The organism is Carboxylicivirga sp. M1479, assembly GCF_007097485.1.
Lineage (GTDB): Bacteria > Bacteroidota > Bacteroidia > Bacteroidales > Marinilabiliaceae > Carboxylicivirga.
This window is the reverse complement of the sequence record NZ_VKDE01000002.1, coordinates 91,857-105,451: the sequence shown is the minus strand read 5'-3', so window position 1 is coordinate 105,451 and position 13,595 is coordinate 91,857. Positions and strand designations below refer to the sequence as shown.

The 13,595-nt window shown below is 37.6% G+C and carries 10 protein-coding genes; 1 reads left to right on the top strand and 9 read right to left on the bottom strand.

All coding sequences use genetic code 11. From position 1 onward, the window contains the following. The first annotated feature begins 27 nt into the window (after nt 1-27). Entirely contained in the window at nt 28-756 is a 729-nt protein-coding gene (locus tag FNN09_RS02235; RefSeq protein ID WP_143299845.1) for an RDD family protein, read from the top strand. A 59-nt stretch (nt 757-815) separates the two neighbouring features. Here the strand turns inward: FNN09_RS02235 and FNN09_RS02230 are convergent, their stop codons facing one another. From FNN09_RS02230 to FNN09_RS02190, 9 genes are all read right to left on the bottom strand, one after another. After that, complete coding sequence (locus FNN09_RS02230; RefSeq protein WP_143299844.1) at nt 816-1,520, bottom strand: zinc metallopeptidase; 705 nt, start codon at nt 1,518-1,520, stop codon at nt 816-818. Between the two features lie 47 nt (nt 1,521-1,567). Further along, complete coding sequence (locus FNN09_RS02225) at nt 1,568-5,353, bottom strand: two-component regulator propeller domain-containing protein (RefSeq protein WP_143299843.1); 3,786 nt, start codon at nt 5,351-5,353, stop codon at nt 1,568-1,570. A 110-nt stretch (nt 5,354-5,463) separates the two neighbouring features. Then, nucleotides 5,464-6,966, bottom strand: coding sequence for an MBOAT family protein (locus FNN09_RS02220; protein WP_143299842.1), 1,503 nt, complete (start codon nt 6,964-6,966; stop codon nt 5,464-5,466). Next, nucleotides 6,951-8,360, bottom strand: a complete 1,410-nt coding sequence (locus FNN09_RS02215) for a hypothetical protein (protein ID WP_143299841.1) — start codon at nt 8,358-8,360, stop codon at nt 6,951-6,953. The genes FNN09_RS02220 and FNN09_RS02215 overlap by 16 nt, the downstream gene beginning before the upstream one ends. Before the next feature lie 108 nt (nt 8,361-8,468). Further along, the gene (locus FNN09_RS02210) at nt 8,469-10,007 is read right to left on the bottom strand and encodes a lytic transglycosylase domain-containing protein (protein WP_143299840.1); all 1,539 of its coding nucleotides are present in this window, start codon (nt 10,005-10,007) and stop codon (nt 8,469-8,471) included. 5 nt (nt 10,008-10,012) lie between these two features. After that, the gene (locus FNN09_RS02205; RefSeq protein WP_143299839.1) at nt 10,013-10,666 is read right to left on the bottom strand and encodes a DUF5683 domain-containing protein; all 654 of its coding nucleotides are present in this window, start codon (nt 10,664-10,666) and stop codon (nt 10,013-10,015) included. Nucleotides 10,667-10,698: 32 nt separating this feature from the next. Then, entirely contained in the window at nt 10,699-11,583 is an 885-nt protein-coding gene (locus FNN09_RS02200; protein ID WP_143299838.1) for a ParB/RepB/Spo0J family partition protein, read from the bottom strand. Nucleotides 11,584-11,629: 46 nt separating this feature from the next. Continuing rightward, nucleotides 11,630-12,409 (bottom strand): ParA family protein, encoded by a 780-nt coding sequence (locus FNN09_RS02195; protein WP_143299837.1) that lies wholly within the window; start codon nt 12,407-12,409, stop codon nt 11,630-11,632. 135 nt (nt 12,410-12,544) lie between these two features. Next, nucleotides 12,545-13,543 carry a bifunctional heptose 7-phosphate kinase/heptose 1-phosphate adenyltransferase gene (locus FNN09_RS02190; protein ID WP_143299836.1) on the bottom strand — a complete coding sequence of 333 codons (999 nt, stop codon included), beginning with the start codon at nt 13,541-13,543 and terminating at the stop codon, nt 12,545-12,547. Between the last annotated feature and the right edge of the window lie 52 nt (nt 13,544-13,595).

Genomic DNA, 13,595 nt, shown 5'->3' with positions numbered 1-13,595 from the left:
CGATTCGCATCTATTCTGAAGCCCAACATGGAGAATTTAAGCATTTCTACAACCCAAAATGTATCTATTGATTATCAATTAGCCAGTGTTGGCGATCGCATATTTGCCTACATTATTGATGGTTTTATACAATTTATCTACATCCTAATTATAATCTTCGCCTTTGCCGTATTTGACCGTGAACCTGAATGGTGGATAAGTCTTTTTTTCTTACCAGTTATCTTTTATCATCTGTTGTGCGAAGCCTTTTTAAATGGCCAGAGCTTTGGTAAAATGATGCTAAAGATAAAAGCTTCGAAAATTGATGGAGGCGAACTACGCTTTATTGATTGCTTTTTACGCTGGATATTTCGCTTGGTAGACTTTAGCTTACCAATTGGAGGTGTTTTGGTAGGTTTATTAACCATTATTATTGGCGGCAAGGGTCAACGCGTTGGCGACATTGTAGCCAAAACAACCGTATTAAAAATTAATCCTAAAGGCAGCCTCAACCAAACAGCCTTTGTGCAAATAGAAGCCGACTATCAACCAATCTATCCAGAGGTTAGTAAACTGTCTGATTTAGACATGCAGACCATTAAGGAGGTTTTGATTATCGCGAATAAAAATAACGAATACAGTTCTATTGGGGCTCCTCATCCCTTAGTTATTAAAACAAAAGAAGTAGTACTCAAAAAGATGAACATCACAACCAAAGAACCTGCAAAAGAATTCTTGAACACCGTGCTAAAGGATTACAACTACTACCATCAATAAAAAAAGAAGCAGAGTCAATTAAATCAACTCTGCTCTTGTATTATTTCAATCGCTTTTCTTTAATCTCTATTACCAACAAAAAGCATCACATAATAAAGTAAGGTAGCCAGTGCCGATAAGGCAGCCACCACATATGTATAGGCAGCCCATTTAAGTGCATCTTTGGCTTTTCCATGTGTTTCTTGTGTAGTAATGCCAGCCGTATTTAACCAGGCTAATGCTCTTCTACTGGCATCAATTTCGACTGGCAGGGTAATAAAAGCGGCCAGAGTAAATACTCCATAACAGGCAATTATTATTTGCAGTGCTAAATTATAGCTAATCATGCCCGGCAAAGCAAAGGCCCCAATAAACATGGCTATAAACATAAAATTAAGCACCTTGGCACTTATATTTTGTACTGGCACCAATGCCGATCTAAACTCAAGGAAAGCATAACTTTTCGCATGCTGTACAGCGTGGCCTGTTTCGTGAGCAGCAACAGCTGCAGAGGCAACACTGCGCCCGTTATAAACATCGGGGCTTAAATTAATACTTCTATTGGATGGGTTATAATGATCACTTAATTGCCCACTTACACAATTAACCTGCACATTCATTAAACCATTTTGATACAACATCTTTTCGGCGACTTCCTTACCTGTCATTCCAAAATTAATTGGAATTTGTGAGTAAGCCTTAAACTTACTTTTCAGTCGTGAACTAACAAGCCAGCTCAAAGCCAAAAAGAATATGAAAATAAATAATAAACTTGATGAAAACATAGTCGTTAAATTTTAGATGACTGACACATCAAAAATGTTGCCATTTTTTACTTTGGCAGATATACTTTAAAAGTAGTGCCTTGCTCTAATATGCTATCGCACTCTATTGTACCTCCAATGCTATCAACATAGCGCTTAACAATGTATAAGCCCAAACCAGAAGATACCCTGTTTCGAGCACCTGAACCAGGTAGTTTCTTATATTTTGAAAATAAGAACGGTATATCCTCCTGCTTAATACCACATCCCTCATCTGTCACACCTATTACAATTTTGTCTTCATGAGACCGAGCCGATAGTGTAATGGAAGTACCAATAGGAGAGAACTTAATTGCATTGGAAAATAAGTTAGAGATTACTTTTTCTAAGATCGAATAATCGCTAGATAAAATTACCTCATCCATCTCCCATTTAACCTCTATTTCATTCTCATCCAGTTTATTTTGATATTGTGTAACAACCTCCTTCATTAAGGCCTGAATAGATAAGGGTGTATTTACCACACTAAAGTCACTCGTTTCCAAGTGTTTGATTTCACTTACCTGATTAACCATTTCTTTAATTTGCCACAAAGCATCAAAAGCAAACTGCAGCGCTTCATCCTTTTCATTTTCATCAATACCCTCCTCATTTTTAATACTATTGATTAATTGTATCGATGATGTTATCGGACGTTCAATTTCCTTTGTAAATAAGCTAATCAAATGATTATTTTCATCGTTTAAACGATCAACATCGGCTTGTTGCTGCAATATTAATTGGTTCTGCTCAAAAGCATTTTTATTGACTTCTTCTAATGATTGGCGCTGAGCTTCGAGTTGATTAAACGCTTTTGCATTTTCCAAAGCAATGCTAGTATACATACTAATATTTCGCAGAAACGATAAATGATACGAGCTGTATGCCTTTTTACTTGCACTTTGCACGGTTATAACACCAAAAGGCGCCTCATTTACTTTCAACGGGATATAAATAATTGACTGGCTGTTAATATCTCCTGGAACGGGCCTTATTTCCTGAACGTAATTCTTGTACTCAACATCAAAGTCGTTAATAAAAACTTCTTTATCCTTAATTAAACTATGGATGGATAAACGCTCTACATCATCAAGTGGAAAGGTAATAAACGGCATGCGCTCGCCATTTAATATAACGTTGTCAAAATCTAAAGAGTTAGTCTCCTGCTTATACAAACCAACGCCAAACAAATAGGTATCCATCATTTTACTCACCGCCTGATGTACTAGATTCAAAATGTTATCGGTTGACAAATTGGCAGTCAATATTTTTCCTATTTCTGTTAATTTCTCTAGATCATTAAGAGCATTGGAAATTGATTGAGCTTGCTTCTCAATTTTTATGTTTTGCTGGCTCAACTGTTTATTCTGACTAACAATCTCCTTCTTTTTATCACTAATCTCTTTGGTTTTAGCATTAATAAGCGTTTCTAATTCAAAGCGTAAGGTTTTGGTACGCTGTTGCCACGATATTATTAAAGCCCCAAATAAGCCAAGTATTAACATGATGATTAATGCTCGGAAAGAAGCTGTTCTATACCATTCTGGATGAATACTAAACTTATAAATAGCCCCTTCATCATTCCATATATTACTATTATTGGCAGCACTTACTCTAAAAGTATAGTCGCCCGACGGCAATGAGGGATAAGCCACAGTATTAATGTCTCCTTCAATCCATTCTGTTTCCAAAGGCTCCAAGCGCCAGCGGTATTTTATTTTCTCGGGTACAGAATAGCACAGAGCATCAAACTTAAACGAAATGTTATTATCGTTGCTCGACAAGCTGAGTTGATTGGGTATATTAAACCAAGGAACTATCGAATCAAAAGCACTTTTATATTTCTTGGCTTCCCAATCGGGTTGCGTGTATGACAATTCAATATCCCTGATATAAATATTTGGCGCTAGAAAATTTATCCGCCTTTCCTTTGGGTTGTAGCGCATGGCTCCTTTAATTGTTCCAAACCAAAGATTATCATCTTTATCCATGAAGTTGGCGGTACCATTATTTTCTATTCCCACAAAACCATCATGTTTGTCATAATGCTCAACTCCTATTACTTCGCCAGATGAAGAAATTGATAGTTTATCTATACCATTTTGAGCACCAGCAAATATATCACCCTTTCTATCGGCGATAATGGAATAAATATTGTCGCCTGACAAACCTTTATCACTATCAAATACTGTCCAGTTACTACCATCGTAACGCAATAGACCATCTGTAAACGTGGCAAACCAAATATTCCCCAGTTTGTCCTCAGCTGCTTGCAATATGTATGACGATCCTATTTGCTGCCCTTCAATAAATTGAGTAAACTTACCTTTGTCATATAAGATTATGCCTCTACCTGTCGACATCCATAAACGATTTTTACTATCGAATAGCATGTGAAAAATGGTATTATCTTGCATGTTTGCATTGTAGGTGTTATAAAAGGTTGCATTCCCTTTATAGCTCTTTATCAATCCGTATTTATAAGTTGAAAAGAACAAAGTATCATTTTGCACAGCAATATCACTAAGAGGGATGGTCTTTTTCCAGCCATACCGTTCGTTCACAGGATAAACATCTTGTCCATCAAACTCCCATAAACCATTGATTGTTGCTAATAATATTTTACCACTAGGCAGCTCATAAAATTCTTTAACTGCGGCTAAATCGGGTAAATCTTCCTTGTCATAACGCGTAATATTTCTACCATTTAAAGTACTAAAACCGCCCTCTCCATCTGCAAAATAATAAACACCCTTTGAGTCTTGATATATGGCACGAATAATATCATCGCTTAGGCCATTACTGCGATTAAGGGATAGAAACAAATTACCACTATATCTAACTAATCCTGCACCCAATGTTCCTAACCAAATGTTACCCTCGGCATCTTGAAGAATATTAAATACCACATTAATAGGCAGCCCATTTTGTTTATTAAACACTTGCCAGCCACTCTTTTTATTTAAACGAAAAACCCCTCCATTTTCGACCAAAAACCAATAAGTTCCTTCACGATCCTGAAAACCTTTAAAAATGGTTTCACCCCTAAGTTCTTCGGGTAGAGTAATAACTTTTTCGCCTTTACCTTCGATATGAATTACCAACTCACGCTCGTTATTACGACCAAACAAACTCAACCAAAGGTTATTATTTCGATCTCGAAATAATGGAAACTGCATGAGGTCATCACGTGCCCCTTCAGGATTGACATACTCACTGAGCTGATCATTATTATAAATAAACAATTGTCGAGACGTAGCAATCAGTAGGCCATCTTTATTGTTGGGCAATATTTTGTTAACAGACCCCGTATTATTTAACTGATCGGCAAATCGTTCAGATACATTTTCAACCTTATTATTTTGAAACTTATATAATCTCCTGCCACCAGAAATCATTCTTGCCAAACACCATACGGTACCATCCAAGGTTTCACAGAATTCAACATTATCGCTAAAAAGTGTAGTGTCTGATTCAATTACAGATAGATAATTACGACCATCGTATTTTTGAATGCCCTTAGGACTAGCAATCCACAGGTTATAATTGCGATCATGCAGTATGCCTAAAATAATATTATCAAACAGCCCATCTTTCTTGGTAAAGACTTCAAAGGTTTTACCATTAAAACGACACAAACCTCCTCCATTGGTACTAAGCCATAAGTAACCAAATTGATCCTCCTCCAACGCAGTCACCTCCGATTGTGGCAAACCCTCTTCCAGAGAATATTGCTTAAAATGAAAATGTTGTGCTTCACTAAAGTGAGGTAAAAGCCATAGTATGAGTATGGATAATAGTAAAGACTGTTTCATGGGTTTGAAATTACCTCATAAATATACCGTTTTAGCATTAGCATAACAAATGACTTTTGGCAATTGCCATTTCATTATCCACTAATCATTTATGCTTAGGATAAGTTCCTTTAGAAACGGAAATAAATAAATGGTAAAATGGTGTTTTCGTGCAGGGAATAGATGCCATATAAAACAATGGCACTAACAATTATTTTTAATACAATTGGAGATTTCACAAAGCGTATTTTAAGGTAAGCACGTAGTTTATCAGGCATCCAGTGAAGACCATAGCCAACTACTAACAAAACAAATAAGTAGGGCATTGAGCTAATCACATTCATCAGGTCATAAGGAGTAAAAGCACGAAAAAGCCTATCGACCATAATGTGTGAATTTTGCATTGAATCAACTCGAAATACAATCCATGTCAACACAACAAAATTAAATGTTACGAACCATCCCAAGGTGGATACAACCCAATTATTCGAGGTAAAAACTTTAGTCAACATGCGATTCACGCCTAAACCCAAACCATGTAAACCACCCCAAATAACAAACTTGAGTGCAGCACCGTGCCATAGGCCACCCAATAACATCGTCAGCATTAAGTTAATGGATGTTCTAATATACCCTTTACGACTTCCCCCCAATGGAATATACAGATAATCACGAAGCCAAAGGGATAAACTAATATGCCAACGACGCCAAAAATCACTTAAGGACTTTGCCTGATATGGATGATTAAAGTTTTTGGGTAAGCGAAAACCCAAAAGCAAGGCAACTCCTAAAGCGATATCGGTATAACCAGAAAAATCACAATAAATTTGTAAGGCATAAGCATAAATGGCGATTAATATTTCAAATCCAGAGTAGGCTATTGGATGTTCAAAAATCCGATCAACATAGTTAACCGATACAAAATCTGAAATAACCATTTTCTTAAACAGCCCACCTAATATCAGTAAAATCGCCCACCAAATCCACTTTTCTGACAAAACAAGCTTTCGATATATTTGCGGAATAAAGTGCTTGGCCCTTACAATAGGACCTGCTATTAATTGAGGAAAAAACGAGACATAAAAACCAAAGTCGATAATATTCTTCACTGGCTTTACTTCCCCCCTATAAACATCAATACTATAACTAATGGTTTGAAAGGTAAAGAAGGAAATGCCAACCGGCAATACAATCTTATCAATGCTAAACGAGGTACCAAAAAGTTGATTAACACCTGCAGCCAGGAAGTCATAAACAGGTATATCTATTTGCCTAATTTGGGCTAGGACATCGCCAAAGAAATAAGTGTATTTGAAATAAACCAGTACACTTAGGTTAAGTAGAATACTGACGCTAACGAATACTTTACGCCACAAACGTTTTTGAGCGGCATGAATTGACAAGCCGATGCTATAATCAACTAGCGTTGAGAATACGAGCAAGCTAAAAAAATATCCCCCTGTTTTATAGTAAAAAAACAAACTTGTGACAAACAGGAAAGCGATTCTAAGCATTCTTTTATTGGCTACCAAAACACTCACCAATAAAACAAAAGCAAAAAACACCCAAAAAGCCGCATGGGTAAACAGGAATATATCCGATTGGTCAACTATTCTTTTTAATATATCAGACATGGCTTGTGACTTTCGGTAAACAAACAAGTATCAGATGACTGCGGCTGTTCAATGTGCTGCCACAATGCTTTAGAAAGATAAGCAGCAACCTCTTTTCCACCTCTTCGCGAAAAATGCAAGTAATCAGTCAAGGCCCAAGGAGGATTTTTCTCCGTCCATTTAATGATGGATCCCTCACCTCCCATAGCCTGATAAAGATCAAAAAAGGCAAATTTGAACTCTAAAGCTATAGCCTTTTGAGCATCACGTATTCGGCTAAGGTGTTGATAAGAGCTTAATTGCCCCTCATTAATGTGTGCTGCATCTGAAATGCCAACAACAACTACGGGCACATTGGGCAAATACTCTTGTAAAAATTTGAATTGCTTTGACAACTGCACTTTATAGAAATGATAATTAGGAGCAACCGTTGGAATAATATTAGCACCAAACTGAAAAATAACCATACCAATATCCATGTGTTCGCTCATGGCTTTATATAAATCACCATTGGTACGATGCAGTAGAGGAGAACTTTGTCCTCGTAAGGCAATATTATCAACCGATACGCCATTAATGCTATCCAGGGCACAGCCTAAAATGTGAACCCTCCCTAAACTATTAAGTTCAAACTTTATCGTGGGCGATAGTTGCTCAAACTCCCAGTTGATTTCGGTCAGAGCGCTTGAGGGTGGCAAAACATCATTTATTACTTCTGTATCTTTTATCGTGCCTTTAATATTTAAACTGTCGGTATGTGGAGCAATAAATAACCTGACCTTTTGATAGTGAGAGGCATGTTCCTCGGCCCAATGAGAAGCACTAATCTTAAAAATACCATAGGAAGAACCATCTAAGGAAGCCGTTTGCCCCATTAAACCATACGATTTATCAGCAATGCGATGCTTGCGATTATACACTGTACTAATCTTCCACTCTCCTTTATTATCTAACCAGACAGATGGATTAATACGCTGAGGATCGAACACGGTAATTAAACCTGGGCCACTTCCACCATAACGTTTTTGAAAAGCCTCACGCAAATAGGCTGTAATACGATCTCCCTCAATTTGAGAGTCGCCATAATGCAGTATGCGTATATTTTTATTGCTTGTAGATGTTTGTTGAAGCGCCGCATTTAAACGATTTAGCTGCTTCAGAAATTGTGATGGGCAACTTAAAAATTCCTTGGTTATAACTGTATCTTTCTCGATTGGCACAGGCTGAACAACTTCAGAATCAACATCTAGCTCTGATAATTTGGCTGTGCTATCCACATCAACCACAACAACTTCTTCAAAGGACTTTAAACGCCAGCTTGCAGGATCAAAAGGAAACTGGACATAACGTACTAAACAAAAAGCCAACGCAAATATCAAGGTAAAATAGATATAAATACGAAATTGCTGCTTCATTGATTTTCAGTTTGTTCTAAAATAACAATTATCTTTTAACAAAAGAATAAGGGGCGAATATTATGTTTGTTATATCCACCCCTTTAGTTTTATCATATTTTTAAACCACTATGATTTTGGTCTGATTTTCAAACGCTGACCAACCCATAGTTTGGACGATTCTGACAAGCCATTTAATTGCATAATATCCTTATTGGATATTCCAGTGTACTTTTTAGCAATCGTCCACAAGTTATCACCCGATCGAACGGTATAATAATCATACCCTGCTTCAATGGGTTCATTCTTTTTCGGCTTTGACGAATTACTGGTCACACTCTTACTGCTTAACTTCTGTTTTTCTGAGTAAGACAAATCATTAATTCGTCCGTAATATTCCGTTTTATCGCGAGGTACATAAACCCTAAGTTTCTGTCCCACACGTATCATGTTTCTACTGACATTATTCCAATAGCGCAAATCCGATGTTCTTACATCGTACCAATCGGCAATTAAACCAATGGCATCACCCGACTTTACGGTATAATAAACAGTGGCCTTATTTTTTGGCGTATCAGGCGTATAAGTTGTGTACTCAGGTTTTACGGTTGACTTACCATGTACAAAGTAGGTGTCACGCTTGTAAGCATAAATTGAATCTTCAATAGCCGCAAAATCTGAGGCATCATTAATAGCCAAACGCAGGGCAAAATCGTTGCCCGATGGAATAAGGTCTTTTCGATATTGCGGGTTGAGGCTTCGTAAATAATCAACATTAACATCTAACATGGCAGCCACCTGCTTAAAATGCAAGGGCTGATGAATGGCAATTGTGTCGGTTACCACAGGCAAGCTATGAGGTACGGCAACAATATCGTGCTCATGAGCATACATAAACGCATAGGTTGCTGCAATAAATGCTGGTACATAACCACGGGTTTCTCTAGGCAGATGATAATATATTTTCCAAAAATCGCGATGACCTCCTGATCGGCGAATCGCTTTATTAACGTTTCCAGGACCACAATTATAAGCGGCAATTACCAAAAACCAATCCTTATAAATGGCATACAAATCATCTAAAAAATCAATGGCCGCCACTGTTGATTTATATGGATCGCGACGCTCATCAACATACGAGTTAATGTTTAAGCCATATTGCTTACCTGTATAATACATAAACTGCCACAAACCCGATGCACCTGCACGTGAATAAGCTTTTGGATTTAGAGCCGATTCGATGATTGGCAGATACTTTAACTCCAATGGCATCTGACGGGCATCTAACTCATGCTCAATCATTGGGAAATAATATTCCGATAAGCCTAACATGCGTTGAACCAACTCGCGTCGTCTGATGGTATACAATTCAATATGACCTCGCACAATGGAATTATAAGTATAAGGCATTGGCGAGCTAATGGCTTCGATGCGTTTGATATAAACCGAATCGGGTAACTTACCAACGGGCTTAGTGCGGTCTGATCTAAAGTTGACTTCATCAGATTCCATGCTGATATACCACTGATTAACCAAGCTATCTAAACATTCTTCTAAATATGGTGGCGTATCAATTTGAGGGATAGAATCAACATCACTTTGGGCGTTTACAATTAAACCCAACACCATCATACAGGCCAATAAAGCCAGTTCTTTCACCTTTTGCATAAACGCTAAAATTTAAATTTTAATTGCAGGCCAACTCCCGCAAAATCACCAGGCACAGGAGGCATCATAGATGGCTGCACCTGCATCGACAAATCATCACTGATATCGAAATTATTAAAATGAGCATCAACAGAAGCATCAACAATTTGCAAAACATAAAGGCCTATCATGCCAATGTAGCTTAAATCGCGATAACGACGATAGTATTGTTTCTTACTATTCAATGCCTCTTCAAACCACTGCTCATATTCGCCATAAATTTGCTCTTCGCTTAGGTTAGGTGGTATAAATTCCAGATAACTTTTATTCCCTGGGTCACGAATTACAAAATCGCGATAAGCTGCTTTATACTTATTGTAGTACTTGGTATTGAAATGAATACCGTAAGCAACACCTCCAATACCAGCATATAAAATGGGTATCTTCCAATATTTTTTATTGTAGGCCTGCCCCATACCAGGCAAGATAGCAGCATAGAAAGATGCTTTGTGCGGCGAATGCTTTTTCTCAACAACAGGAGTATCTACCACAACACCTTTTAATATTGCTGTATCACCTTGCGACACAAACTCCTCAGTCCGTTGCGCTGTAAGAGGCAATGACAAAAAGAAAAGTGCTACACAGCACCATAGCCAGTAATATTTATTTGTTACGGTCAAATCTCATGGTATTTAAAGCAAATAAACTGCTATTATTTTGCTTTATCCAAAATGCTGATAATTTTTTCCAAATCTTCATCTGAACCAAATGGAATAACAATTTTTCCTTTTCCATCATCAGCTCTTGAAAATTGGATATTCGTTCTAAAGAAAGTAGACAACTGAGACTTCAATGCCTCGTACTCTTTAGGTAGATTTTTTTTCGATTTGACAGGGTTTTTCTCCTCACCACCATTATTTAAATCACGCACCATCTGTTCAACTTTACGCACAGACAGGTCATTTTTGATGGTTTCGGCAAAAATCATTAGTTGAGCATTTGAATCTTCAACACTAACAATGGCTCGGGCATGCCCCATGCTAATGTGTTTTTCAACAAGTCCTAACTGTACTTCGGCTGGTAATTTTAATAAACGCAAATAGTTAGCTATCGTCGATCGTTTTTTACCAACACGCTCCGACATGCTTTCTTGCGTTAGCTTACATTCATCAATTAATCGTTGATAACTAATCGCTACTTCTATTGGATCCAGGTCTTCGCGTTGAATATTCTCAACCAAAGCCATTTCCAACATGGTATCATCGTCGGCCGTACGAACATAAGCTGGCACTTTTTCCAAACTGGCTAATTTCGAAGCACGGTAACGACGCTCACCTGCAATAAGCTGGTATTTATTAGGTCCAATCTGACGTAAAGTCAATGGTTGAACAATACCTATTTGCTTTATTGATTCTGATAGCTCAAGCAAACGCTCCTCATCAAATTTAGTACGTGGCTGCCATGGATTAACCTCAATTTTATCAATCTCAATTTCGTTAATTGATGCTGCTGGCTTGGTTTCTCTTCTTTGAGTTACCTCATCTGCATTCTCAATTAATGCTCCCAATCCACGTCCTAAAGCGCTCTTTCTTGCCATCTTATTATTTATCGTTTGTTCTTTTTATGTGTAAGTCAGAGAATAATTATTTCTTCTCCGACAAATTATTCTTCTTTAATAATTCACGAGCCAAATTCAAGTAATTAATGGCTCCCTTTGAAGTTGCATCATACATTACCACGGCCTTACCATAACTTGGCGCCTCACTTAATTTAATATTTCGTGATACCAGTGTTTCAAAAACCATGTCTTGGAAATGACGTTGCACTTCTTCCACCACTTGATTTGATAAGTTCAAGCGCGAATCAAACATCGTTAACAAGAAACCTTCAATTTCCAACTCAGGGTTTAAACGGCTTTGAATAATTTTAATTGTATTCAAAAGTTTACCCAGCCCTTCCAATGCAAAATACTCACACTGAACTGGTATTATAACAGAATCGGCTGCCGATAATGCATTTACTGTAATCAAGCCTAAGGATGGAGAACAGTCAATTAAGATGAAATCGTATTGATCGCGCACTTGCTCCAACACCTTGCTTAATACCTTTTCTCTATCTGGCAAATTCAGCATTTCTATTTCTGCACCAACCAAATCAATATGCGATGGTAAAACATGCAAATGCTCTATTTCCGTTTGTAGTGCAGCTTGTTTAGGATCTGTCCCGTCTATAATACACTCATAGATGCTGTTCTCAACCTCTCGCAAATCAAAACCTAGTCCTGAAGTAGCATTAGCCTGTGGATCAGCATCAACAATTAATACTTTATATTCTAAAACAGCCAAACTAGCTGCCAGATTGATCGCTGTTGTTGTTTTTCCAACTCCTCCTTTTTGGTTTGCTAAAGCAATGATTTTCGCCATATGATGGTGTTTTTTAATATTGAAGTTAAGGGGCTACAAAATGGTTAATTATTTTCAGAAAGCCAAAGTTAAAACTTTCTCAAACATATAGGCTAGCTACGCACAAAAATAGCTGATGTTACATTTTTAATGTGCTTAATTACTTAGTTTCACAAAACACTCCTCAAGTAACTCATGCTTATCAATAGATACAACTCCCGGATGCTCACACACTAAGCCCCCAGCCAAATTAGCTATTCCGGCCACTAATTTTTCTTCTAAGCCAGACGCTAAACACAATGCGCTTACACTTATCACGGTATCTCCTGCACCAGAAACATCGGCTATATCCCTAACTTCGGCCGGAATAAAATGATGCCCCTTTTGATTGAGAATCATTACCCCCTTCTCTGCCATCGTCACCATAAAATGATGGATATTATGCGTCTCAACAAAAGTTCGTGCTGCCTTCACCAGCTTACTCTTGTCACTGCCATTCAATTCCACTTTAGCACCCTCATTAAACTCCTTAAGGTTTGGCTTAAAAAATGTTACACCACCGTATGCCAGAAAGTTTCGTTTTTTGGGGTCAACCAAAGTCGGTATTCCCTTATTTTGAGCTGAAGCAATGGTTTTTTCTATCGTGGATGGTGTTAGTACACCTTTGTCATAATCTTCGAAAATAATGGCATCAATCTTATAAGTATTCAATAAATCCTCGATATGGGCTTGTAATTTCTTCTCCAGAACCGTATCCAAAGGTGTATTCTCTTCCTCATCAATACGTAACAAATGCTGATTCTGACTAATGATGCGTGTTTTTACAGTCGTCTTTCTACTTCCCGAAGAAATAATTCCCTGAGATGGTAATTGATGCTTATCTAAAAGCTGCATAAAGATATTGCTAGCCTCATCGTTGGCAATAACGGAACACATAATTGGTGTTGCTCCCAAAGACTGAATATTTAATGCTACGTTAGCAGCTCCACCAAGTCGATTTTCTCTTTCGGTAGTTGCCAAAATAGGCACGGGAGCCTCCGGCGAAATACGGTTGACATCACCCCATAGGTATGAATCTACCATTACATCACCAATAATCAGTATGTGCATCTTATCAAATGCATCAAAAATTTGAGTAAGCTCCTTTCTAATCATTCCGCTAATTTTGGCCCAAAGATAAATAAAACGAAATTGATGTTAAAGTTAT

Bases quoted from the DNA above. Each gene is read 5' to 3' on its own strand.
- FNN09_RS02230 (WP_143299844.1), bottom strand. From the start codon at position 1,520: ATGTTTTCATCAAGTTTATTATTTATTTTCATATTCTTTTTGGCTTTG.
- FNN09_RS02225 (WP_143299843.1), bottom strand. From the start codon at position 5,353: ATGAAACAGTCTTTACTATTATCCATACTCATACTATGGCTTTTACCT.
- FNN09_RS02190 (WP_143299836.1), bottom strand. From the start codon at position 13,543: ATGATTAGAAAGGAGCTTACTCAAATTTTTGATGCATTTGATAAGATG.
- FNN09_RS02215 (WP_143299841.1), bottom strand. From the start codon at position 8,360: ATGAAGCAGCAATTTCGTATTTATATCTATTTTACCTTGATATTTGCG.
- FNN09_RS02220 (WP_143299842.1), bottom strand. From the start codon at position 6,966: ATGTCTGATATATTAAAAAGAATAGTTGACCAATCGGATATATTCCTG.
- FNN09_RS02210 (WP_143299840.1), bottom strand. From the start codon at position 10,007: ATGCAAAAGGTGAAAGAACTGGCTTTATTGGCCTGTATGATGGTGTTG.
- FNN09_RS02235 (WP_143299845.1), top strand. From the start codon at position 28: ATGGAGAATTTAAGCATTTCTACAACCCAAAATGTATCTATTGATTAT.
- FNN09_RS02195 (WP_143299837.1), bottom strand. From the start codon at position 12,409: ATGGCGAAAATCATTGCTTTAGCAAACCAAAAAGGAGGAGTTGGAAAA.
- FNN09_RS02200 (WP_143299838.1), bottom strand. From the start codon at position 11,583: ATGGCAAGAAAGAGCGCTTTAGGACGTGGATTGGGAGCATTAATTGAG.